The organism is Streptomyces sp. BE20, assembly GCF_036322525.1.
Taxonomy (GTDB): Bacteria; Actinomycetota; Actinomycetes; order Streptomycetales; family Streptomycetaceae; genus Kitasatospora.
In genome coordinates, this window is sequence record NZ_JAQYWW010001247.1 from 1 (window position 1) to 367 (window position 367).

Consider the following 367-nt stretch of genomic DNA (forward strand, 5'->3'; position numbering starts at 1 on the left):
GGGGGCCCCCCCCCCAACACCCAAAAAAAACACAAAAAAAAAAAAAAAACCCACACCCACCACACCACCAACCCCACCCCCAACCCCCCCCCCCCCCCCCCCACCAACAAAAACCCCACACAAACCCCCCCCCCCCACCCACCCCACCCACACCAAAAACAACCCACCACAAACAAAACAAAAAAACCACAAAAAAAACAACCCCCACCACCCCCCCCCCCCCCCCCCCACCAACAAAAACCCAACACACCCCACAAAAAACAACACCAAAAACCCCAACAACCCCCCCACCCCAGATACCGGCGCGTAACCCCACCGTGCGCCCCACACCCCTTCCGCCCCCCGCCCCACCCCCCCAACCCCCCCC

Annotated in this window: 1 protein-coding gene; it reads right to left on the bottom strand. The window is 61.6% G+C overall.

Features of this window, described 5'->3' with window-relative positions; translation table 11 throughout:
• Window positions 1–279 (bottom strand): hypothetical protein (locus tag PUR61_RS45715; protein ID WP_329885772.1); only part of this gene is annotated, 279 nt, incomplete at its 3' end.
• Window positions 280–367 lie beyond the last annotated feature (88 nt).